The 21,472-nt window shown below is 36.4% G+C and carries 23 protein-coding genes; 22 read left to right on the top strand and 1 reads right to left on the bottom strand.

From position 1 onward, the window contains the following. Positions 1 to 26 precede the first annotated feature (26 nt). From ACYQ0O_RS05805 to ACYQ0O_RS05750, 12 genes are all read left to right on the top strand, one after another. Entirely contained in the window at positions 27 to 1,859 is a 1,833-nt protein-coding gene (locus ACYQ0O_RS05805) for a type 1 periplasmic-binding domain-containing protein (RefSeq protein ID WP_459891491.1), read from the top strand. Between the two features lie 243 nt (positions 1,860 to 2,102). Then, positions 2,103 to 2,390, top strand: a complete 288-nt coding sequence (gene gatC / locus ACYQ0O_RS05800; protein ID WP_459891490.1) for an Asp-tRNA(Asn)/Glu-tRNA(Gln) amidotransferase subunit GatC — start codon at positions 2,103 to 2,105, stop codon at positions 2,388 to 2,390. Between the two features lie 18 nt (positions 2,391 to 2,408). After that, complete coding sequence (gene gatA / locus ACYQ0O_RS05795; protein WP_459891489.1) at positions 2,409 to 3,875, top strand: Asp-tRNA(Asn)/Glu-tRNA(Gln) amidotransferase subunit GatA; 1,467 nt, start codon at positions 2,409 to 2,411, stop codon at positions 3,873 to 3,875. 26 nt (positions 3,876 to 3,901) lie between these two features. After that, the gene (gene mnmA / locus ACYQ0O_RS05790) at positions 3,902 to 4,927 is read left to right on the top strand and encodes a tRNA 2-thiouridine(34) synthase MnmA (protein WP_459891488.1); all 1,026 of its coding nucleotides are present in this window, start codon (positions 3,902 to 3,904) and stop codon (positions 4,925 to 4,927) included. Continuing rightward, on the top strand, positions 4,917 to 6,215 hold the full coding sequence (mtaB, locus tag ACYQ0O_RS05785) for a tRNA (N(6)-L-threonylcarbamoyladenosine(37)-C(2))-methylthiotransferase MtaB (protein WP_459891487.1): 1,299 nt from the start codon (positions 4,917 to 4,919) through the stop codon (positions 6,213 to 6,215). The genes mnmA and mtaB overlap by 11 nt, the downstream gene beginning before the upstream one ends. Positions 6,216 to 6,246: 31 nt before the next feature. Then, on the top strand, positions 6,247 to 6,783 hold the full coding sequence (locus tag ACYQ0O_RS05780; protein ID WP_459891486.1) for a DUF4416 family protein: 537 nt from the start codon (positions 6,247 to 6,249) through the stop codon (positions 6,781 to 6,783). Then, complete coding sequence (locus ACYQ0O_RS05775) at positions 6,780 to 7,661, top strand: YicC/YloC family endoribonuclease (protein ID WP_459891485.1); 882 nt, start codon at positions 6,780 to 6,782, stop codon at positions 7,659 to 7,661. The genes ACYQ0O_RS05780 and ACYQ0O_RS05775 overlap by 4 nt, the downstream gene beginning before the upstream one ends. A 4-nt stretch (positions 7,662 to 7,665) precedes the next feature. Then, positions 7,666 to 7,929: a DUF370 domain-containing protein gene (locus ACYQ0O_RS05770; RefSeq protein ID WP_075068767.1), complete on the top strand. Its 264-nt coding sequence runs from the start codon at positions 7,666 to 7,668 to the stop codon at positions 7,927 to 7,929. Then, positions 7,913 to 8,494, top strand: coding sequence for a guanylate kinase (gene gmk, locus ACYQ0O_RS05765; protein ID WP_459891483.1), 582 nt, complete (start codon positions 7,913 to 7,915; stop codon positions 8,492 to 8,494). The genes ACYQ0O_RS05770 and gmk overlap by 17 nt, the downstream gene beginning before the upstream one ends. Before the next feature lie 2 nt (positions 8,495 to 8,496). After that, positions 8,497 to 9,249, top strand: a complete 753-nt coding sequence (locus ACYQ0O_RS05760; RefSeq protein WP_459891482.1) for a tetratricopeptide repeat protein — start codon at positions 8,497 to 8,499, stop codon at positions 9,247 to 9,249. Between the two features lie 21 nt (positions 9,250 to 9,270). Then, on the top strand, positions 9,271 to 10,965 hold the full coding sequence (gene recJ, locus ACYQ0O_RS05755; protein ID WP_459891481.1) for a single-stranded-DNA-specific exonuclease RecJ: 1,695 nt from the start codon (positions 9,271 to 9,273) through the stop codon (positions 10,963 to 10,965). Between the two features lie 23 nt (positions 10,966 to 10,988). Further along, complete coding sequence (locus ACYQ0O_RS05750; RefSeq protein WP_075068768.1) at positions 10,989 to 11,180, top strand: YgaP family membrane protein; 192 nt, start codon at positions 10,989 to 10,991, stop codon at positions 11,178 to 11,180. A 49-nt stretch (positions 11,181 to 11,229) separates the two neighbouring features. On the opposite strand, the gene ACYQ0O_RS05745 is transcribed toward ACYQ0O_RS05750, so the two are convergent. Further along, complete coding sequence (locus tag ACYQ0O_RS05745) at positions 11,230 to 11,970, bottom strand: DUF6125 family protein (RefSeq protein WP_075068769.1); 741 nt, start codon at positions 11,968 to 11,970, stop codon at positions 11,230 to 11,232. Positions 11,971 to 12,090: 120 nt separating this feature from the next. Here ACYQ0O_RS05745 and aroL point away from each other — a divergent pair, with 120 nt between their 5' ends. The 10 genes from aroL to ACYQ0O_RS05695 all read left to right on the top strand — a co-directional run bounded on the left by aroL (position 12,091) and on the right by ACYQ0O_RS05695 (position 21,460). Further along, positions 12,091 to 12,705 (top strand): shikimate kinase AroL, encoded by a 615-nt coding sequence (gene aroL, locus ACYQ0O_RS05740; protein WP_459891479.1) that lies wholly within the window; start codon positions 12,091 to 12,093, stop codon positions 12,703 to 12,705. Positions 12,706 to 12,719: 14 nt separating this feature from the next. Further along, positions 12,720 to 12,971, top strand: coding sequence for an SHOCT domain-containing protein (locus tag ACYQ0O_RS05735; protein ID WP_459891477.1), 252 nt, complete (start codon positions 12,720 to 12,722; stop codon positions 12,969 to 12,971). A gap of 250 nt (positions 12,972 to 13,221) precedes the next feature. Then, positions 13,222 to 13,560, top strand: a complete 339-nt coding sequence (gene speD, locus ACYQ0O_RS05730; protein ID WP_075068772.1) for an adenosylmethionine decarboxylase — start codon at positions 13,222 to 13,224, stop codon at positions 13,558 to 13,560. 1 nt (position 13,561) lies between these two features. Further along, entirely contained in the window at positions 13,562 to 14,581 is a 1,020-nt protein-coding gene (locus ACYQ0O_RS05725; RefSeq protein WP_459891475.1) for a bis-aminopropyl spermidine synthase family protein, read from the top strand. A 153-nt stretch (positions 14,582 to 14,734) separates the two neighbouring features. Beyond that, the gene (locus ACYQ0O_RS05720) at positions 14,735 to 15,754 is read left to right on the top strand and encodes a tRNA dihydrouridine synthase (RefSeq protein ID WP_459891474.1); all 1,020 of its coding nucleotides are present in this window, start codon (positions 14,735 to 14,737) and stop codon (positions 15,752 to 15,754) included. A gap of 158 nt (positions 15,755 to 15,912) precedes the next feature. Continuing rightward, positions 15,913 to 16,287 (top strand): response regulator, encoded by a 375-nt coding sequence (locus ACYQ0O_RS05715; protein WP_075068774.1) that lies wholly within the window; start codon positions 15,913 to 15,915, stop codon positions 16,285 to 16,287. Positions 16,288 to 16,291: 4 nt separating this feature from the next. Next, the gene (locus ACYQ0O_RS05710) at positions 16,292 to 16,948 is read left to right on the top strand and encodes a hypothetical protein (protein WP_459891473.1); all 657 of its coding nucleotides are present in this window, start codon (positions 16,292 to 16,294) and stop codon (positions 16,946 to 16,948) included. Positions 16,949 to 17,028: 80 nt separating this feature from the next. After that, positions 17,029 to 19,212 carry a PAS domain S-box protein gene (locus tag ACYQ0O_RS05705; protein WP_459891472.1) on the top strand — a complete coding sequence of 728 codons (2,184 nt, stop codon included), beginning with the start codon at positions 17,029 to 17,031 and terminating at the stop codon, positions 19,210 to 19,212. Positions 19,213 to 19,322: 110 nt separating this feature from the next. Then, positions 19,323 to 20,471 carry a glycosyltransferase gene (locus ACYQ0O_RS05700; RefSeq protein WP_459891470.1) on the top strand — a complete coding sequence of 383 codons (1,149 nt, stop codon included), beginning with the start codon at positions 19,323 to 19,325 and terminating at the stop codon, positions 20,469 to 20,471. 32 nt (positions 20,472 to 20,503) lie between these two features. Further along, the gene (locus ACYQ0O_RS05695) at positions 20,504 to 21,460 is read left to right on the top strand and encodes a glycoside hydrolase family 130 protein (RefSeq protein WP_459891468.1); all 957 of its coding nucleotides are present in this window, start codon (positions 20,504 to 20,506) and stop codon (positions 21,458 to 21,460) included. Positions 21,461 to 21,472: the final 12 nt, after the last annotated feature.

Here is a 21,472-nt window from a genome sequence, read left to right as displayed (position 1 = left end):
TTTTTTTCTTATAAAGGGTTTAAGCTATGAAAAGATATCTATATGGTCTGTTTTTTGTATTTGTAACAGTTGCTTTTTTTAGTTGTGCTCCAAAAAAGGAGATTCAAATATCTCAGAAATCCCCACTTGAGGTTGGTGACTATCTTTGGGATAAGGGGGACTATCAATCTGCGTGTAAAAACTATGAAGAGACCCTGTATAATTACCTGGTTTCAGGGCAGAGAGAGGTCCTTTTGCTACAAAGAATGGTTAAGTGTGCCCTGGATAATAAAGAATTAGATAAGGCCAGGTCGTATCTATATAAGTGGAAGTCTCTTGATCCAGATTACAATAAAAAGTGGAAATTTCATAAGTATTACCTGACTTATTTGCAATTTAAAAATAAAAAAGATAAATATTATAAATATTTATCAGATCTGCTTATTAAAGATTTCCCTGTTGCGGTGAAAAAAAAGGGTTTTATTTTGTTGGAGATATCCCATCTAAAAGAAAAGGATATAAATGGTGGTCGATCTGTATTTGAAAATTACTATCACATGTTTGGTGCAGAGGATCAATATGATATATTAAACCATTTATATAAGGTTATAAAAGAGAATAAGATTGCAACAGAATATGAGATTTCAGCCCTAGATCCAGAAAAACTTCCAGATGGTTTGATTTTGTGGTCAAAGGTCTTGTCCCTGTTTGGTTCAGGGGAAATTACCTGGTCAAGATCTTACGGATTGTTCCAAAATATATTAAATAAAAATCCCCGGTTAAAGGGATTATTTTTAGAGAAGTTTAGGTCTTTAGTTGCAAAATATGGGCTTCCTCGTATAGAGCTTGCATTGGTTTTGCCCTTTGATCCTTCGTATAGGGAAGTTTCCTTTGGGATTTTGAGGGGTGTTGAGGCAGGTATATATGAGATGGAGTCCATGGGTATTGAGACCCATGTAACTGTCTTTAACTCAGCAACCAAGGACTTTGTCAGGGAACTGAATGATATCGTGAGAAGGGATCTAATTATTGGGGGGTTATTAAAGGTAGAGACGTGGAATGAAATTTTAAAAACAGATATACCCCAAAAGGCCCATTTATTTGCATTTAGATCTTCTATTCCAGATGAAGGTGTGGATGGGTTTAGATTTTTTCCCTCCCATAGGGATCAAGTGGATTCTTTAATTAAATTTTTTATGGGCAATTTTCAGATAGATTCTTTTGGTATTTTTTACCCAAAAGGGGAGTATGGCAGGGTATTGGGGGAAGAGTTTTTTAATGAGGCAAAGTCCTTAGGGGCCAAAATTCAGGCTATTTCCTGGTATGATCCAAAAGATACCAAGGGTTGGCAAGTAAGAGTGGGGAAATTTTTGGGTGTTCCAGATGATGTGTTTGAAGACAAGGATAAGGAAAAGATTAAAGAATTTAAGCCTGAAATAGATTTTTCTGCTGTTTTTATTCCAGATTCCCTTGAAAATGCCAGAATAATTATTCCCAATTTCTTTTATTTTAATGCATCTGATATCTATTTTATGGGGCCTGCACTTTGGGGAACATCGAAGCCAGAATTTTCAGGATTGGAGACTTCAATGTTCAGACGTGCATATTATCCAGCACCATGGAAGGATGATAGTAGTAATTATGTGTTAACTAATTTAAAGAAGTTGGTGTTTGATCTAAGCAAAATGGATGTAAATTTTTGGACCTGTCTGGGCTATGACTTTTTCAGGTATGCAGTATATCTCCAGGACAGATTAAAAGATGGGTCTAATATATACTCGATTTTAAATAACCCAAAATTTATGTGGACAATGGCACCCCTTGAGTGGAATGAAAAGGGGATAGCGTCTCAACATATGTTTGTTTTTAGAGTTTATTAAAATGGTTGAGAGCTATGAGTTATATGGATCAAGTGATTAGTGAGTGGTAAATAGTGAAAGGTAGAAGGATGTATGTGAAAGTGTGAGTGTGGGTGTATGTATGTGTATGAGAAAGTTACAGACCACATACACAGATCACATACACATACACAACAAAGCTTGAGACTTCGGAGTTAGTGGAATAAGCAGATTATATTAAAACGACCAGCAAGACTCAATTAAATTCAACACCAGGAGAAGGACATGAAGATATCAAAGGATCAGGTTAAAAACATAGCCTATTTAGCAAGACTTGATTTAGATACCCATAGGCTAGAGCTTTTTTCAAAACAGCTCAGTCAGATACTGGATTACATGGAACAATTATCAGAAGTAGATACATCAGGTGTTGATCCCCTATATTCACCAATAGAACATGTGACACCATATAGGGAGGACAAAGTATATAGTGAATATAATAGGGAAGATGTATTGAAAAATGCCCCAGAGGAGGATGGGGAACACTTTATTGTGCCAAAGGTAGTTAGCTAAAGAAATAGGGAGTTATATATGGATGTTAGAAAATATTCAGGTATAGAGATACGTAATATGGTCTTAAATGGTGAGGTCAAAGTGGAAGAGGTTGTTAGGGCCTATTTAAATAGAATTGATGAGACCGAGGGAAAAATTGATGCCCTGCTCCATGTGGACAGGGATGGGGCCATTAAAACTGCAAGGGAAATGGACAAAAAAGGACCTGATCCTCAAAAAAAGCTATGGGGAATACCAATAGTTGTAAAAGACGTTTTGACAACAAAAGGTATTCCAACCACGTGCGCATCAAAGATCCTGGAGAATTTTATACCCTTCTATGATTCAGAGGTCGTGAGGAGGATAAAGGCTGAGGGTGGAATTGTAATTGCTAAGTCTAATATGGACGAATTTGCAATGGGGTCATCCACTGAAAATTCTGCCTTTAAAAAGACCAAAAATCCGTGGGACCTCAAAAGGGTCCCTGGCGGGTCCAGTGGGGGATCAGCAGCAGCCACATCTGCCTGTCAATGCCCAATCTCAATTGGGACTGATACTGGTGGCTCCATTAGACAACCTGCAGCATTTTGTGGTGTTGTGGGTTTAAAACCCACTTATGGTAGGGTGTCCAGGTTTGGTCTAATTGCCTACGGCTCTTCATTGGATCAGGCAGGACCAATTACCAGGAATGTAAAAGACGCTGCACTAATGCTTTCAGTTATTGCTGGTAAAGATGAAAAAGATTCCACGTCCTCACCCAATCCCACCCTGGACTATCTAAAGGAAATGGAAAAAATTAAGAATTTAAAGGGAATAAAAATCGGACTTCCTAAGGAATATTGGCAAGAAGGACTGGACATAGACATTCAGAAGAAATCAGAGGAATTTTTTAATCTTCTAAAGGAACTGGGAGCTCAGCTAAAAGATATATCCCTGCCACACACCAAATATGCAGTGGCTACTTATTATATAATAGTAATGGCAGAGGCCAGTTCAAACCTGGCGAGATACGATGGGGTGCGATATGGTTACAGGGCAAAGGACGCAGAAGAGCTAATTGACATGTATGTGAAGACCCGAAGTGAGGGATTTGGGTTTGAAGTGCAAAGAAGAATTATTTTAGGGACATATGTGTTGTCTGCTGGATATTATGATGCCTATTACAAAAAGGCTGCCCAGGTAAGAAGATTGATCAGAAAAGACTTTTTAGATGCTTTTTCAGATTGTGACTTGATCCTTACCCCAGTATCGCCAACACTTCCCTTTAAATTGAGAGAAAAAATTGATGACCCCTTGAAGATGTATTTAGCAGATATATTTACAACCCCACTTAATTTAAGTGGACTTCCTGGAATCTCCATGCCTGTTGGGCTTGGAGATGATCAAAAACTTCCTGTGGGTTTGCAATTTATTGGTCCACCATTTAGGGAAGATCTGCTATTTGGGGTATCAAATGTGGTTGAAGGACAACTGGAACCCCTGCCAGAACCTTTTGGACTTAAGTGATAATTAAGTAAGTTGGCGTCATTAAAATGAAGGTGGCTGTAGCTGTTAGTGGAGGTGTGGATAGCCTTTTTTCAGCATTATTGCTCAAAGAAAAGGGCTACGAGGTAGTAGGGGTTTTTGGAGTTTTCACAGAGGAGTTAAATAGTATCAAGGAAGTGGTGAGGGATAAATTTTTGTCCCTTGGCATTGATTGTATATTTTTTGATTTAATTTCTGAGTTTAAGACCCATGTGATCGATAGTTTTGTCAAAACCTATGTGCGTGGACTTACACCAAATCCATGTTCCATATGTAATAGACACATAAAGTTTGGAGTGTTGAGAAAAAAGGTATTTAATATGGGTTTTGATGCCTTTGCAACTGGTCATTATGCCCAGGTTAGATTTGAAAATAATGAAGTTAATTTACTTAGGGGCACAGATAGAGCAAAGGATCAGAGCTATTTTTTGTCTCTTGTAGAAAGTGAAGATTTTCAAAGGGTTAAGATGCCCCTTGGGGCTTATAAAAAGGATGATGTATGGGAAGAATTAAAGAAAAGGGGAATTGAGCCAGCTCTCACATATGAGAGTCAAGAGATTTGTTTTATAAAGGATAATTACAGGGATTTTTTGAAAAAAATGGGGAAAAAACTCCCAGACCCAGGCAAAATTATTGGGGTCTTTGGAGAGGAGCTTGGTACCCACAAGGGTCTATTTTCCTATACAATAGGTCAACGTCGTGGACTTGGAATACCTTACAAAGAGCCCCTGTATGTTGTGGATAAGGATATAAAAAATAATTTATTGATTGTGGGTACTAAAGATGATCTTTTAAGGGATTGGTGTTGGGTCCATGATGTAAATTCCTTGATTAGCATGGATAATTGGCCCAGGGATGTAGAAGTTCAGGTAAATTATAATATGAAGCCAAAGAAGGCCAGGTGGAAGATTAATTGTTCAAAAATCAAGGTGATATTTGAAGAAAAGATTCCAAGACCTACTCCTGGCCAGATATGCTGTTTTTATTCTGGAGATTTAGTCCTAGGGGGTGGAATAATAGGGGATGGAGAATAAGAGTTTTTATATATTGACCCTTGGGTGTAAGATTAATCAATATGAATCTGAAGCCATTAGGGAGAATTGGATTAAAAAGGGTTTTTCGGAGGTAGATCATCCCAAAAAGGCGGATGTGGTTGTCATAAATAGCTGTGCTGTTACCCAAATGGCTGTGTCAGATACAAAGAAATATGCCAGGAGATTTGCCAGGGGAAATAGCCATTGTAAGATAATTGTAACAGGTTGTGCAATCCCTAGGTGGGAGAAGGAAATACGTTCAATAGATGGTGTGGTTGTAACCATTCCCCAAAGGGAAAAGGCAAAATTGCTCTTATATCCAGATGGAATGTTAGATGGAGATATTTCAGTAAGGGATGATTTTTCCCTTGAAATAGAGAGTTATTATAGGGCCAGACCCTTAATAAAAATCCAGGATGGGTGTTCCCACTATTGTAAATACTGTATAGTGCCCCTTACCCGGGGCCCTTCCAGGAGCCGGGATATAGATTCTATTTTTGATGAGGCAAAGAGGATATTGGATGCTGGTTTCAAAGAGATAATAATAAGTGGAATAAATTTAAGGGAATTTAAAGGGGATTACCAGGGAAAAGAGATAGATGTATGGGATTTGATTTACCTGATGTCAAATAAAATAATCAACAAATATGACAGGGCAAGGATTAGAATAAGTTCTTTAGATCCTTCCCTGCTAAATGATAGGGCCCTTGATGTGTTAAGAGAGTGTAAAGAAATTGTACCACATTTACATTTGTCAATACAATCAGCAAGTGAACGCATCTTGAATAGAATGGGAAGGTCCCACTATTCTCCAGATAATATTTTGGATTTTATTGATAAATTAAGGGCTATTTGGCCTGTCTTTGGATTGGGTTGTGATGTGTTAGTTGGATTTCCTGGTGAAGATGATGAAGACTTTATGGCCACATATAATTTTTGTAAAAAAATGGCCTTTACCTATGGCCATGTATTTAAGTACTCAAAAAGACCAGGCACTCCTGCAGCCAAATACAAAGATCAAGTCTTAAGGGATATTAAACAAAAGAGAAGTTTGTTATTAAGGGAGCTATTTGCTCGAAAAAAACAGGAGTTTTTAAACAAACTCTGTGGAATGGAGTCTGTAAATATGGTAGTTGAAGATGCAGACAAACTGGTTGGAATGAGTGAGTATTATGTTATTTGTAGGGTAGAAAATAAAAATTGTATGCCAAGGAAGGGAGATTTAATTGAAGTACATCCAGTTTCTGCTGATTTAGACAAATATCAACTTATAGTTAGAACAAAATAAGTACCGTTAATTTACTTTCTTAGGTTGGTTTATGAGTGTACCCAAAAAACCAAAAGACACACTTTTGGTATTGTCCATTTTAGGGAGCAAGTGGGACCTATTTTGGCCAAAAATAAAAGAGGACCTGCAAGACGTTTTAGGGGAGATAGATTATATATCGCCCAAGATTTTGTTTGAAGAAACCTCATACTATGACAGGGAGTTGGGTACTCCAATATACAGGAGGATCTTGTCTTTCAAAGATTTGGTAGCACCAGATAGGCTGGCAGATATAAAATTATCTACAAATAAGATAGAAATAAAATATGCCAGGGATAATGGCTCCAGGATCTTTAATTTAGATCCAGGAATCTTGACTTTTGAGAGGTTTGTCCTGGCAACAGGTAAAGAATATACCCACAGGATTTATCTAAAACATGGTATTTGGGCTGATCTTACCTTGATTTTTCAAAAGGGCGGGTGGCAAAAGCTTCCCTGGACATATCCTGACTATGTGAGGGAAGATATACAGGACATTTTGCTTTTCTTAAGGGAGAATTACAAAAAAAAGTTAAAGGGAAATAGATGATTAAATCAATGACAGGATATGGTTCCTATGATGAGTTAACTGAGATTTGTATGCAGTGTTGGGAGATAAAGAGTGTTAACTCCAAAAATTTAAATGTTAGATTTAAGATACCTTCTTTTTTAAGGTCTGCTGAGGGCATATTTTTAAAACAGGTAAAAAAATACGTAAGTAGAGGAAACATAGATATCTATCTTGGGATTAAAATATTAAAACAAGATTTTTTGCCGTTTCAGATAAATGAGACACTTTTGGATGTTTTGTTTGATTTTTTAAATTCCTATGCAAAAAAAAGGGGAGAGGTTTTTGTCCCTGACTATAACAGGGTGTTTTCCATACCTGGTTTGTGGACAGAAGTCCCTGTGGATACAGAGTCGGAGTTAGTGGAAATGCTAAAAAACGGTCTGAACAGGGCCCTTGTTTCATGGAACTCATTTAGAGAAAGGGAAGGGCAAGACTTGGTCCATGATTTGAAACAACGGATTGACAAACTTATTGATATAAAGGAAAAAATTAGTGAAATCAGTAAAAGACTGGTGGAAGAAAAATTTGAGCTATTAAAACAAAGGGTTGGTGAGATCTTAAAAAAGGTAGATGTGGATGTTGAAGAAGACAGGCTAACCCAGGAACTTGCTATTATGGCAGATAGACTGGATACATCTGAAGAATTGGTGAGACTTAACACTCATTTAAAGGCAATGTTAGAGTTTTTATCATCAGATGGTCCTGTTGGAAGGCAACTTGATTTCTTGTGCCAGGAATGTTTTAGGGAGATAAATACCTGTGGCAACAAGGCCCAGAGTGGAGAGGTAAGTGCTCTGGTGGTTGACTTTAAGACAGAGTTAGAGAGAATCAGGGAACAGATACAGAATCTAGAGTAGGGATATGGGTGAAAGATTAATAAATATAGGTTTTGGAAGTTATGTGGTTGCATCAAGGATTGTGGGAATTTTTAGTCCCAACTCTTCACCAATGAGAAGGCTAAGGGAAGAGGCAAGGGACGACCACAGGCTTGTAGATGCAACCCACGGAAGAAAGACCAGGTCTATAATAATAACAGACTCAAACCATGTATTTTTATCTTCCCTTCATCCAGAAACCATATCCCAGAGGTATTTGGCAGAAAAAGGAGATGGCGATGAAAAATAGGGGAATTGCCTTGATCATAAGTGGTCCTTCTGGGGCAGGAAAAGGCACACTTACCAAGATGCTAATGGAAGAATTTCCAGATATACAATTTTCAATTTCCTATACAACCAGAAAGCCCAGACCAGGGGAGATAGATGGAAAAGACTATGTATTTGTGTCAAAAGAAGAGTTTGAGAAACTCATAAAAGAGGATATGTTCGCTGAATGGGCCAATGTGCATGGAAATTATTATGGCACTCCCAAAAGGGAGATTGAGGAAAAATTGAATAGGGGATTTGATGTGGTGTTTGATATTGATGTTCAGGGAGCAAGGAACCTTAGACAAAATTTAACTGAGGGGGTGTTTGTGTTTATCCTTCCTCCTTCAATAGAAGAATTAAAGCAAAGGTTGAAAAAAAGGGGTGGGGACGACCCTGATACAATTGATACAAGGATAAGAAATGCCAAAAAGGAAATGGAAACATCACAAGAATTTGATTATGCAGTTTTAAACGATGATTTAAGTAGGGCATATGAGATGATAAGGTGTATTTATTTATCTTCAAAATGTAAGGTAAGGAAATAATTATGGTTAATGGAGAAAGAGATACAAAAAAAGAAAGGATCAAAGGTGTATTTTCAACTCAGAGCTTGATAAAAATAGGTACAGGTACAACCCAGAGAAAGACTGTTCAAAAGAGTTATTGGTTTGCAACAGAATTAGATGATGGAAGGATAGAGATACAACCTCTAAATAAAAATTATGTTCCATCTGGGCCTAAACGGATTATAACCAAAGAAGAGCTCCTTGAAAAGTATGTTCCTGAGCCAGAATTCTACACATATGAAGTTTATCCTAAAATACGGGAGTTAAATAAGACCATAGCCAGGGCAGACAGACACAGGATTAATGGGGAGACATACAGTGCAGAGTTTGAATACAAGAATGCACTTAAGGTAGATGAAGAAAATATCAGGGCAAATTTTGGACTGGGTCTAACTTATCTGGATAGGGGTGAAACAGATAAGGCCCAAAATATATTCGAGAGACTGGTTAAGTTAGACGCAGCATTTGAACAACAGCATAAACACCTATTTAATGAATTTGGAATAAAGCTTAGAAAAAACAAGATGTACAAACAATGCCTGGAGTATTACTTTAGGGCCCTTGAACTCTCTCCTTCAGATGACCATCTGTATTACAATATTGCAAGGTGTTATTTTGAAATGAAGGATTTTGAAAAGTGTAAGGAGTATCTACAAAAGGCATTGGAGATAAATCCTGAATTAGAAGAAGGGAAGAAATTTATGGAATTTCTCAAGAAAAAAGGTCTGGTATAAAGGTTCAAGGGGTTTGATTTGTTGTATAAATGGAAAATATCTTCGCCAGTTGAATCAGGGTCAAGGAACTTAATAGCCCAGATTGCAAATAAGTTAAACGTATCTCAAGTTATTGTACAGTTCTTGTGGAAAAGGGATATTCGGGACATAAAAGAAATCTCCATGTTTTTGAATCCAAGTCTAAAATATTTACCTCCCCTTTCTTCCATTGGTCACCTTACCTCAGCAGCAGAATTTATAGTAGAAAAATTAAAGTCAGGGTCAAAAATAGCTATTTGGGGTGACTATGATGTAGATGGAATAACATCTACTTCTATTTTAGTGGATTTGCTTAAGAGAAAAGGTTTTTTACCTACCTATTATATTCCAAATAGGCTCACAGAGGGATATGGTTTAAATTTAAAGGGCCTTAAAAAATTGGTTTCAGAGGATGTTGATTTGGTTGTTACTGTTGATTGTGGAATAAGCAACATAGAGGAAGTCAGGTGGTTAAGAGAGCAAGGTGTGGATGTTGTGGTTACAGATCATCATATGCCCTTGGATATCCTGCCTGATGCAAATTTTATTATTAATCCAAAAGTAGATAGCAGTAGATATAAAAATGTAGCAGGGGTTGGAGTGGCGTTTTTGCTTGCAGCAGCAATAAACAATGGGCTAGGAGAAAAGATAGATATAAGGGGTTATTTAGACCTGGTGGCCCTGGGCACAATAGCTGATGTGGTACCCTTGGATATTGATAACAGGATACTTGTAAAAAATGGTCTTTTGCTGCTTTCTGAAAACACCCGTCCTGGTATAATTGCTTTAAAAGAGGTAAGTGGACTGAAACTGGGGTCAAGGTTAAGGACCGAGGAGGTTGGATATATGTTGGCCCCTAGGATAAATGCAGCAGGCAGGATGGGTAAAGGATATTTGGGAGTCGAACTCCTTTTGACTGAAGACATAGGGGAAGCAAGGAAGTTTGCAAAACTTCTGGAAGGATATAATAAGGAAAGAAAAAGAGAAGAAGACAGGATATTAAAAGATGCTATTTCTCAGGCCCAGGAAAAGATTCATAATCCAGGATTGGTACTATATGGAGAAGATTGGCACGAAGGTGTGGTGGGTATTGTTGCATCCAGGATATGCGATAGGTTTTATAAACCCACCTTTGTATTAACTGGTAAGAATGGGAAAATAAAGGGATCTGGAAGGTCAATACCTGAAGTTAACCTCTACTTGGCAATTAGTGAGTGCAAGGACGCACTTTTAAAATATGGGGGACATCCCCAGGCAGGGGGAATTACTTTAGCCACTGAAAAACTTGATTATTTTGAAAAACTGTTTATTAAATCAATTGAGAAATTAACCAAGGGTATGGAATTTATTCCAATTTTGCAGGTGGATAGTTATCTTCCCCTGTCTTATGTTGATTATAGATTTATTAAGGAATTGGAATTATTGGAACCATTTGGGCCAAATAACCCAGAACCTGTTTTCTGGACAAATGGTGTGAAAGTCACAAAGCAAAAGATTGTGGCAAAGGATCATGTTTTTCTTGAAATAAGAGATGAAAAGGCAAAGAAGACCATTTGGGCCAAGGCCTGGAATATGGCTGAGCTTATTTCAGAAGACCTTACCAATAGACATGTAAAAATAGCCTTTTATCCAAGGATTAATACCTACAATGGACTAATTGGTGTGGACTTACAGATAAAAGACCTGGATGTTTTGTAATATGAAAAAAGGAGGATTAGGTTATGGAGATCAATAGAATTATTAGAGGAGTTGCTGGTTTTATAGTGATTTTGAGCCTTATTTTGGCAGTTAGTTTTTCCCATTGGTGGCTGCTTTTGACCCTTGTTGTGGGAATTAATCTGTTTCAATCTGCCTTTACCAACACATGTCCCCTTATGTGGTTGCTGAGAAAGTTGGGGGTTGATGAAGGTTGAAAGATAAGTTCAAACTAAGTGGGTAGGGGACAGTGTGTCCCCTTTTTTATTATATGGAGAATCTCCAGGCACAGAACCAGTCATCTGGATGCTCATCAGGTGGACATCCAATACACTGGGTCTTTATATTTAAGTCTATTGACTCAGCAAATCTTCTGTATTCCACTAGTCCAGCTGATTTACATGGATAATCAGGAAGTCCTTTTCTCTTTCTAGCGTATTGGACCCTGCATCTTTTCATGTAGAATTCCAGAGTGTTGTCGTCTACCCATTTTATCTCCTGGATATTTAAAAAGGCGTACATCCTGAACTTAAGGGCCTTTTCCAATCCCTTTAATCCTGGATGATCATCCATTTTTAAAAATCTTTTAATGTGCCATGCCTCAATGGGAGAAAACCAGCACCAGCAAGAGTCATTGCACCTTTTGGCATCGTTCATATCCCTTTTGTGCTCCACGCTGAGAAACCACAACCCGTCGTTTGCAATCCACATCTTAGATACAGTTTCCATGATTTTGTAGAGATTCTCGTCATCCATATTTAATAAAAATTCAGGTAAACAGTCACTGAATGGTATATTTAATTCCTTTTGAATCCTCTTTGAGTGTACCTTTTCTCCCTGGGTGAGGACATCATTCAAAATATTTAATGCCTCTTCAAACCCAAATTGGTGTTCCACTTCCTTGAACCAGAAGACATGGTGGAATATTAATCTGTGTACCATGTTAAGAGTAAACCTGGCCTTTTCTTCCTTTGTGAGATTCAATTCCTGAAAATTGATCATAGACATAACTCACCCCTCCAATTGGTTTACAAGTTGAATCAAATATTTTAAGTAACTTTTTCAAGACATGTTGTGTAATTCAATTTTTTTTTATTTGCAATAAAATTAAATTATTGGAGATATCCTATGAGGGGTTTTATTAAAAAAGAGTTTGCCCTGGAGGAACCTGATCTGAAAGCTGTGTATAAAATTGGAGGAGCAAAAAGGGGATGGAAATTTGATCCAAAGAGCCACAACATTTTTTTTATTGGACCAAGGGCCAGTGGTAAAACTACTCTTGGCAAGGTGGTGGCAAAAGAACTTAATATGGATTTTTGGGATACAGATGAGGAAATAGTAAAGCAAATTGGAATGGATATTGGGAGTTTTGTAAAAAAATATAGTTGGGAAAAATTTAGAGAAATAGAGAGCCAGGTGTTAAAAAATTTAACTTACAGGAAGGCCTTTGTGTGTGCAACTGGAGGAGGGATAGTACTCAAAGAAGAAAATAGAAATTTTATAAAGGAAAAAGGGTTTGTGTTTTATCTAATGGGAGATGTCCTGACCTTTGAAAAAAGAATTTTGTCCAATAAAGATAATAAAAATAGGCCTCCCTTAACAGATTTGTCCCTTAGGGAAGAGCTGGTGGCTACCCTAAGGGAGAGAGAGCCCCTGTATTTATCCATTGCCCACTTTATATTGAGGGCTGATAAGGATATAGAAGACCTAAAAAAAGATGTACTTACCTTTCTAGGTGTTTGAGGGGAGATGAGTATATGAGAGATTTTCATACCTGGCCTTTTGGTGTTGGTGTTAGCGATGGATTTTTGTTTATAATTTTGAAATTTTTGTTTATTGGACTTATTCTTGGAGCTATTATATTAATTTTAAAGTTGATTTTAGGTGATTCTTTTAAAAGGGATACTCCACCAGATCCCCTTGAGGTTTTGAAAATAAGGCTTGCCAAAGGCGAGGTTTCAGAGGAAGAGTATAGTAGATTACGTTCTATAATAATTGACAAAAAATAGAATCAGTAGTCAGGGGGCTTTTCCCTTGACATGTTGGTAAATAGGAAGTAAAAAATGTCGTTTCTGCATCCAATTTTTTTGAAACCCACAAAATTTTTTTGTTTAACCCTATTTTAGGCCTTTATTTATCTGCACAGAGGCCTATTTTTGTTTAACGGAGTTTTTTATGGAATGTCTAAAAAAAATATTTAGGCGGGGGGTGTCTTGCATGGGTTTAACCTTTAACTTTTACTAGGTATAGGTGGTGGCCATGGTAGTAGGAAGACATATTATTGCAGAGCTATATGGGGTCAATAAGGATCTCATCTCCTATGAAGACAAGGTAAGGGAGATCTTAGAAGAGGTTACAGATGAGGCAAAATTCAACAAAGTTGGATCCATGTACAAACAATTTCAGCCTTATGGAGTGACTGGTGTGGTTCTTGTAGAAGAATCACACGTATCCATACATACCTGGCCAGAATATGAATTGGTAAACTTAGATGTTTTTACCTGTGGTGATGTGTCAAAGGTGGACAGGGCATTTGAATTGTTTCTGGAAAGATTTAAGCCTACTTCTTATAAGCATCAGGTGATTGATAGGGGTTAAAATGGACAGATTTAAAAATCAAATACTACAATTTTGCAGCCAGGGTGATATTTCCATATATGAACTTATTGAAAAACAGGATTTATCCCTCAAGGAATTTTTTGTTAAGATTAGGGAGATGGAGAAGGAAGGGGTAATAGAAATTGACGGTGGTATGGTTAGACTGAGTTCCAAATACCGAGAAAAATACAGTTCCCTTAAAGGCATTGATGATATAACCTGCAGTTATTGTGAAAAAACTGGTGTTGAAATAAAGGGATATTTTAAAGATCTTTTAGATAAATGGAAAAAGGTAACAAAATCTCGTCCAGAGGCAGTAGAGGTATTTGACCAGGGCTTTATATCACCAGAAGGTGTGATCAGAAGGGTTGCATACATCTATGAAAGGGGAGATCTACTGGATTCTGAAATTTTTATAATGGGCGACGACGACCTTCTTTCCATTGCACTGGCACTAACTAAACTCCCAAAAAGGGTGCAGGTGGTAGAGATTGATGAGAGATTGGTAAGTTTCATTAATGAAGTTGCTGAGAAAGAAAATTTACCGTTAAAAGCAAATATTTTTGATGCCCAATACGCACTTCCTGATGAATTTAAGGGGAAATTTGATGTATTTATTACAGACCCAGTGGAGACACTACCAGGCTTCACCCTTTTTGTATCCAGGGCAACTTCTTCATTAAAGGGAATTGGATCTGCAGGATATTTAGGGCTTACTACCATTGAGGCATCAAGGGAGAAATGGTTTGAGATTGAGAAAAGATTTCTGGAAATGGGATTTGTGATAACAGATATTAAAAGGAGATTTAGTGTATACCCATTAGATGATATAAGTTTTTCAAGGTATCAAGAAAAGTGTCAGGTCTATCAGAAGATAGGTGTCAGGGCGGACAAAGACTGGTATACATCTTCTTTTTTCAGATTAGAGGCTGTAAAAGAGCCCAAATCCATTGTAGAGGGGACCCGGATCATAGATGAAAAGGTGTATAAAGACGACGAGAGTCTTGCAACACCTTATTAAATTTAAATAATCCAGTTGGTAAGAATATAAAAGCAAAAAGGCAACCTGTGGTGTGGGTTGCCTTTTTGCTTTTGTTTGGCAACAGTTACAGATAGCCTATAATATATTAAAACACACATATGCCTTTTTCAGTTGCCAATTTTGAGAATAGTTATGGATAGTCTAAGCTCTTTTTTAAATACCCCTTTAAAAATAGGCCATAAAATAATAAAAAACAGGCTTATTCTCTCTCCCATGGCAGGGCTTACAACAATAGCCCTGAGAAAGGTTATATGTAAGTTTTCTGTACCAGGATTATTGTATACAGAGATGTGTCTTGCCAGTGTCCTTCCAACTGAAAATAAGAAAAAATCCAATGTATTTCGGTGGAGAAAAGAAGAAGAAAATATTCTTGTAGGTCAAATCGTTGGTTGTGATATAGAATCCATGGTCAGGGCTGCAAAAAGGATTGAGTCTGAGAAACTTTTTGGGGTGGACATAAATATGGGATGTTCCATCTCCCGGTTGTGTAAAAAGGGTTATGGCGCCTCTTTATTAAAAGAGCCAGATAAGGCCATTCAAATAGTTTCATCCATTAGACGGGCAGTCAAATGTCCATTAATAGTCAAGTTCAGGACAGGGTGGGAGGAAGGTCCCGAATTTCCCATGGAATTTGCAAAGAGATTAGAAGATGCAGGGGTAGATGCACTAATTTTTCATCCAAGGGTGGCTCCAGATAGGCGAAGTAGGGCTCCTAGGTGGGAATATATCTCTATGGTTAAAGAATCTGTTTCAATTCCTGTATTTGGTAATGGGAACGTGTTTACCAGAGAGCATATGGAGAAAATGGTCCAACTAACAGGATGTGACGGTATAGCCTTGGGCAGGATTTCTGCTGCCAGACCATGGATCTTTGCACAAGCCTTAAGCGACTTTGTGCCAGACAAAGATACCTATTATCTTGTGGCAGACTGGATGTTAGATGAAGTTTTTAACTACTTTACCCCCAATCGGGCCATAAAACTATATAAAAGATGGTTTGTTTATTTTTGCTCCAATTTTTTTTACGGACATTATATACTAAAAAATATTTTAAAACAAAATGAATATGGACAACTTAAACACACCTTGAAGAACTTGTTAACTCCCCTTCCAAGATTAAATACCATGCCTAATCTAAATTTTCTTCATTGAGTTATAAAAACATAAATTGACTATTGCTAATGTTTATAAAATGGTCTATTCTGATACATAATTAGAATATCTTTCTAGCTACATTCTCTTATATTACCAATGAGCTATTTCTCCATCTCCTACAATTAAGAAGACCTTTTATATTAAGGAGGTGGTAGATGAATAAAAGGAAGGGAAAGATTTTGGTGATAGAAGATGAAAGGGGTGTTTCAGAGACCCTGAGTCTTTTGTTGGAGGATTATGACATTGAGTGTAAAATAGCTGCCAGTGGTGAAGATGGACTTGAACTGTTGAAAAGAGAGAAATTTAGACTGGCACTTGTGGACATAAGGCTCCCAGGAATGAATGGGGTACAATTTATTGAGCAGGCTAAGCAACTTGATCCCCACATGCACTTTCTAATCCTAACTGGCTCCATGGATTTCCACATAACAGATATCTCTCACATAGGTAAAGTAAGGAAAAGGATATTTCACAAACCAGTTTTAGATTTCTCAGAACTAGTAGAAGAAATTTTGAGTTTACTAGGGTGAAACAATGAGAAAACTTATATGGTTTACTTTACTCTTTGTATTCTTTTGTGTGACCCTAACTTTTGGACAAAAATTAAAACTGTTATTTTTTCACAGACCTCCATATTACGTTTATGCCAACAAAAGAGCCAGTGGAATAATTTTAGAGAGGGCTATTTTAGTTTTAAAAAAATCAGGTGTACCATTTGAGGTCAAACTCTCTACCCCAAACAGAATTATAGTGTCTTTTAAAAAGGGGGATAAGGGTTTATGCTCTCCTGGGTGGTTTAAAACAAAAAACAGGTTAAAATGGGCAAAGTTTTCTCTTCCAATATTTGAAAATAGGCCCCTTGTGGTTCTAACTGGAAAGTGGAATCAAAGGCTAATAAAAAAACATAAACTTACCGATATATTCAGAGATAGGTCATGTACATGGGGAAAGATTAATAATTTTTCTTATGGAGAGGAAGTGGAAGGGTATCAAAGGATTTTTAGACCAAAAATCGTCAATGTGGATGGGACTCAACTGGATTTGATACGTATGTTAAGGTTTAAAAGATTTTCTTATATGCTGATATCTCCAGAAGAAGTAGATTTTTTAATTTCTTCAGCTGGATATAAAAAAAAGATTTTGTTGTTTTACAGATGTCTGATGTTAAAAAGGGAAATAAAAGATATATAATGTTTTCTAAGGATGTTTCAGATGTTTTAATTGAAAAAGTAAATAGAATGATAATTAAGTTATATAAGTAGGCTCTTACTATGAAAAATAAAAGTATAATAAATATGTTACGATTTAATCTAATCTTTATAGTCCTATCTGTATCATTGGTGGTTGTTTATTCCAACTACTATATACTTCAATCAAATATTAAAAATGAATTTTTATCGCAGAAGAATAAGGTAATTGAACATATAAAAAAAGCATACATATATCCAATGTGGGAATTAAATGTTGAAGAAATTAATACCATATCTAAAAGTTATCTGCAAAATGACTTAATAGATGGAATAGAAGTAGTATCCATGCCAGATAAATCTATGTTATTTAAATGCAACTTGGGAAAGCATATAAATATAGAAACTGTTAAGGTACCAATTGTATATAAAGGTGGTATAATAGGATACGTATCAATAAAGTTTAATAAGGATGTGGCTTCTATATATGCTAAAAATTTTTTATTAACTAACATATCTTTAGTATTATTCATAATAATTCTTATTTATTTTTCTACAGACATGATATTAAGAAATAAACTCCAAGAACCAATGTCCGCTTTAGTTAAATCAATCTCAAGAGTTAAAGAAGGAGATTATGATTATCCTGGCACATATGGAGGTTTTGTAGAATTTAAACCTATATTTGATTCAGTGAAAGATCTAGGCTTGAAGATAAAGAAGAGGGAAGAAGAGCTTAAGAAAAGTGAGGAAAAATTTAGAAATCTTGCGGAAAATGCACCTCTTTGCATTTTGATTTATCAAGGAGAAAAGATCATGTATTGCAATAGGGTTTGTGAGTATCTCTTGGGGTATACAAAAGAAGAGATGCTCTCTAAAAAATTTTGGGAGTTTGCACCCTGTGAAATATACGAAATGATCAGAGAGCATGGAATTAAGAGACAGAAGGGAAAGGAGGATTTGATAGATAGATATGAATTTCAGATAATTACAAAGGATGGAGAGAAGAGGTTACTGGACTTCACAGTTTCTGTAATTGATTATGAAGGTAGTCCAGCAGTACTCGTAATAGTGCAAGACATAACAGAGCAAAGAAGGAATCAAATTGAAGTGGAAAAATTGAGAAATATGCTACAAAACATAATAAATTCAATGCCATCTATGCTAATTACTGTTGATGAGGATTTTAAAATTGTTTATTGGAATAGGTTTGTAGAAAGATTTTTAGGATCCATAGGCTTAAAAGATTTAAGGGATAAAAATCTTTTTGAAGTTTTCCATATGGGCAGTGAGTTAAAGGATAGGTTAAATAAGGCCATAAATTCAAAAGATGTCCAGTCTTTTTTTAGGAAATCAGAGACAGATAATGGAGCTGAAAGATTTGAAAACATAACCATATTTCCTTTAAAGTCTAATGGAATTGATGGTGCAGTTATAAAGATTGATGATATTACAGAACAGATAAGGTTTGAGGAGATGTTGATACATTCAGAGAAAATGATAACCATAGGGAATATGGCTTCAGGGATAGCCCATGAAATAAATAATCCACTTGCAATTATTATGCAGGCTTGTGATGTTTGTTGTAATAGACTTAAAGATTCCCCTAAAAATAGAGAAATTGCAACAGAGATGGGTATTGATTTTGATGCCCTCAAAAATTATATAACCCAAAGAAAAATAGATAATATGCTGTTTAAGATAAAGGAAGCAACAAAGAGGGCTTCTGACATCATTAGAGGACTTTTGACATTTACACAAGGATCCTCTGCTAGAATGGATGGCATAGACATAAGAGAGGTTATGGATAAGACCCTTATCATGGCGTATAGTGACTACAGTTTAAAGAAAAAATATGATATGAAGAAAATTAAAATAATAAAAGAATATAAAGATGTACCAAAGATTTGTTGTGATCCAACGAAGATGCAGCAGGTTTTTCTAAATATTATTAAAAATTCTGCCCAGGCAATGGCTAATGTGGATCACCCTGAAATCACAATAAAGATTACTTATCACGAGGACATGGTTAAGATAAATATAAAAGACAATGGACCCGGTATTCCTAAAGATGTCATAGGCAATATATTTGATCCTTTTTACACCACAAAACAGGTGGGTGAAGGAGTGGGGTTGGGATTATATATTTCCTATTTTATTGTAACCAAACAGCACAATGGAAAGATTTTTGTAGACTCTGCCCCAGATAAAGGGACATCTGTATCTATTTATTTACCCATTTCTCCTCCAAAAATTTCCGCCCAGTAGTCTTATTTTTAAAATTATCCATTATCCTTTGACAAAAGGTTTTGGCTAATTATTATTTTAGTAAAATTATTCTTATTATTTTATTACTAAAAAAATAAGGGGTGATAGAAATGCGTATTGCATTTGTCTCAACATACCCTCCAATTGAATGTGGGATAGCCACTTACACCAAATTTTTGACAGAGGCATTGAGGGCCAAGGAAGTTGATGTTTACATTATTTCTCACTATGGAGGACAGGGGAAAAATGTATTTAGTTGTTTTGATTATGAAGACAGGGATCTGTCATACAAAATATTTGATATGGTTGTTAGATTGTCTCCAGATCTTGTGCACATACAGCATGAGTTTAATTTGTTTGGCAAATATTATGGTGTTTCTATAGTGCCCCTCTATTTACAATTGAAAATGAGTAATATACCTTGTGTCACCACCTTACATACCATATATGAGAAAAATATCTTTGAGCACAAGATACTTTTTTCTTCTTTTTTGAATTATTCAGATAAGGTGATAGTTCATGAACAGTTTCAAAAACAGGCATTGACAAATGATCTGGGCAATATAGACGGGCTTGATGAGAAAATTAGTGTGATCCCCCATGGGGCCAGAGAATTAGATGACATAATAGATGCCAAAACAAGGCTGGGGATTGATGAAGATACAAAAATAGTTCTAATGATAGGCTATTTTAGCCCTTATAAAAATTTTGAGAAGGTAATAGATCTGTGGCCAGAAATAGTAGCAAAATATAATGGAAAGGTAGTATTAATAATTGCAGGGAAACTCAGGACCATGGCATATTTAGAATATAGAAATCTTTTATTTGAAAGGATAAATTCATCTCCAGCAAAAGACAACATTAAAGTCATAAGGGGGCAGATCTCCCAGAATTCTTTTGATATTATCCTTTCTGCTGCAGATGTAGTTGTATTGCCTTATAAGAAGATCTCTCAGAGCGGAATCTTTGCTAACTGTATGTCTTTTGGAAAGCCTGTTGTAACTTCTTACAACAAGACCATGGAGTCTATTTTTTCAGAATATAAATCTGGTCTTATGTGCAAAAATGACCATGAATATGTTGAGAACATTTTATACTTGTTAAAGGATGAAAAAATTTATAGGGAACTATCTGACAATGCAAGATTATATGTAAAAGAAAAAATATCCTGGTCCTTGGTAGCTGACAGACATATATCTATATATAGAGATTTAATTGAGCCTTCGGTATTAAATGTTTCCACTATCTGGATGGATTAATATTTTCTGCCAATAGGAAAAAAGGAGGTCAGATGAAAAAGAAATATCAGATGGAGATAATCAAGAGACATCCACTGAATCCAATAATAACCAGGGCAGATGTACCGTATCATTGCAACACAGTTTTTAATGCTGCATCGTGCAAATTTAACGGGGAGTACTTGCTTCTTCTACGGATAGAGGATTTTGAGGGAAAGAGCCATCTTACATTGGCCAGATCCCATGATGGATTGGATTTTAAGGTGGACAAAAAACCATGGATAGTGTCATCAAAAGATCCCTATTTTGAACCCTATGAAAGATTTGGGGTAGAAGATCCAAGAATCACCAGGATAGATGGAAAATACTATATAACCTATACTGCATATGGCCCATATGGGGTGAGAATAGGTATAGGGGTGACAGAAGACTTTGAAAAATTTGAGAGAATTAGCCTGGCAACAGATGTGGACAATAAAGATGGGGTGCTTTTTCCCAGAAAGATTAACGGTAAATATGTGATGATAACAAGGCCAGCTGGACGCGGTGGGAAAATGAATCTCATGTGGATAACCTATTCTCCAGATCTCATTCACTGGGGAGAGAGTAGGGTACTTATGTTTTTTTCTCCTGGTGCATGGAGTGCCTTTAAAATTGGTGCATCTACTCCGCCAATACCCACAGAAAAGGGGTGGTTGGTCTTTTTTCACGGAGTGAGACTGGCTGGCGGTGGTTTGATATATCGTGTGGGGGCTATGCTCCTTGATTTAGAAGAACCTCACAAGATAATAGGATATACACCATATTATATATTTGGACCAAGTGAGATGTATGAAAGAGTTGGGGATGTCCCAAATGTGGTGTTTCCCTGTGGTACAATTTTAGAAGATAATGGCGAATTAAAGATATACTATGGGGCAGCAGATACCTGTATTGCCCTTGCAACGGCAAATCTAGCTGAATTAGTAGAGAGTTGTATAAAACCCCCTAAGGAATACAGAAAGCCTTAAATAGGGGGGAGG

The sequence above is a fragment of the Desulfothermus okinawensis JCM 13304 genome, assembly GCF_054654515.1.
Note: the sequence above shows the minus strand (reverse complement) of the source record. Positions and strands in the feature narration are given on the sequence as shown.

Coding starts and splice junctions, on each gene's coding strand:
- ACYQ0O_RS05805 (WP_459891491.1), top strand. CDS start 27: ATGAAAAGATATCTATATGGTCTGTTTTTTGTATTTGTAACAGTTGCT.
- gatC (WP_459891490.1), top strand. CDS start 2,103: ATGAAGATATCAAAGGATCAGGTTAAAAACATAGCCTATTTAGCAAGA.
- gatA (WP_459891489.1), top strand. CDS start 2,409: ATGGATGTTAGAAAATATTCAGGTATAGAGATACGTAATATGGTCTTA.
- mnmA (WP_459891488.1), top strand. CDS start 3,902: ATGAAGGTGGCTGTAGCTGTTAGTGGAGGTGTGGATAGCCTTTTTTCA.
- mtaB (WP_459891487.1), top strand. CDS start 4,917: ATGGAGAATAAGAGTTTTTATATATTGACCCTTGGGTGTAAGATTAAT.
- ACYQ0O_RS05780 (WP_459891486.1), top strand. CDS start 6,247: ATGAGTGTACCCAAAAAACCAAAAGACACACTTTTGGTATTGTCCATT.
- ACYQ0O_RS05775 (WP_459891485.1), top strand. CDS start 6,780: ATGATTAAATCAATGACAGGATATGGTTCCTATGATGAGTTAACTGAG.
- ACYQ0O_RS05770 (WP_075068767.1), top strand. CDS start 7,666: ATGGGTGAAAGATTAATAAATATAGGTTTTGGAAGTTATGTGGTTGCA.
- gmk (WP_459891483.1), top strand. CDS start 7,913: ATGGCGATGAAAAATAGGGGAATTGCCTTGATCATAAGTGGTCCTTCT.
- ACYQ0O_RS05760 (WP_459891482.1), top strand. CDS start 8,497: ATGGTTAATGGAGAAAGAGATACAAAAAAAGAAAGGATCAAAGGTGTA.
- ACYQ0O_RS05750 (WP_075068768.1), top strand. CDS start 10,989: ATGGAGATCAATAGAATTATTAGAGGAGTTGCTGGTTTTATAGTGATT.
- ACYQ0O_RS05745 (WP_075068769.1), bottom strand. CDS start 11,970: ATGTCTATGATCAATTTTCAGGAATTGAATCTCACAAAGGAAGAAAAG.
- aroL (WP_459891479.1), top strand. CDS start 12,091: ATGAGGGGTTTTATTAAAAAAGAGTTTGCCCTGGAGGAACCTGATCTG.
- ACYQ0O_RS05735 (WP_459891477.1), top strand. CDS start 12,720: ATGAGAGATTTTCATACCTGGCCTTTTGGTGTTGGTGTTAGCGATGGA.
- speD (WP_075068772.1), top strand. CDS start 13,222: ATGGTAGTAGGAAGACATATTATTGCAGAGCTATATGGGGTCAATAAG.
- ACYQ0O_RS05725 (WP_459891475.1), top strand. CDS start 13,562: ATGGACAGATTTAAAAATCAAATACTACAATTTTGCAGCCAGGGTGAT.
- ACYQ0O_RS05720 (WP_459891474.1), top strand. CDS start 14,735: ATGGATAGTCTAAGCTCTTTTTTAAATACCCCTTTAAAAATAGGCCAT.
- ACYQ0O_RS05715 (WP_075068774.1), top strand. CDS start 15,913: ATGAATAAAAGGAAGGGAAAGATTTTGGTGATAGAAGATGAAAGGGGT.
- ACYQ0O_RS05710 (WP_459891473.1), top strand. CDS start 16,292: ATGAGAAAACTTATATGGTTTACTTTACTCTTTGTATTCTTTTGTGTG.
- ACYQ0O_RS05705 (WP_459891472.1), top strand. CDS start 17,029: ATGAAAAATAAAAGTATAATAAATATGTTACGATTTAATCTAATCTTT.
- ACYQ0O_RS05700 (WP_459891470.1), top strand. CDS start 19,323: ATGCGTATTGCATTTGTCTCAACATACCCTCCAATTGAATGTGGGATA.
- ACYQ0O_RS05695 (WP_459891468.1), top strand. CDS start 20,504: ATGAAAAAGAAATATCAGATGGAGATAATCAAGAGACATCCACTGAAT.